Source organism: Brevibacillus sp. FIR094, from assembly GCF_050477165.1.
Classification (GTDB): Bacteria; Bacillota; Bacilli; order Brevibacillales; family Brevibacillaceae; genus Brevibacillus.
In genome coordinates this window covers 1-232 of record NZ_JBEAES010000114.1, presented here as the reverse complement: position 1 = coordinate 232, position 232 = coordinate 1, and the positions used below count along the sequence as shown (strand labels likewise).

At 47.8% G+C, this 232-nt stretch carries 1 protein-coding gene; it reads left to right on the top strand.

The genetic code is table 11. The features are described 5' to 3' along the window. A partial coding sequence (locus tag ACQ5DJ_RS30110; RefSeq protein WP_429845634.1) for a hypothetical protein occupies positions 1–232 on the top strand: 232 nt, incomplete at both ends.

Sequence of the window (232 nt, the reverse complement as noted above, 5' to 3'; positions counted from 1 at the left end):
TCCCAAACGCAAGGCCTCAACTCACGGGAACAAGACCTTCACGTTCTCGAACAAGTGCTTCAGACGAAAGACCAAGAACTTCAATCCAAAGAGCTAGAGCTGCATTCTCTGACGCAGGACCTCCAAACACGTGAGCAGGACCTACTCAGTCTTGATCAAAAACTTCAGGCGAAAGGCCAAGAACTTCAATCCCTAGCTCAAAACTTGCAAACGCAAGAACAACAGCTCACTT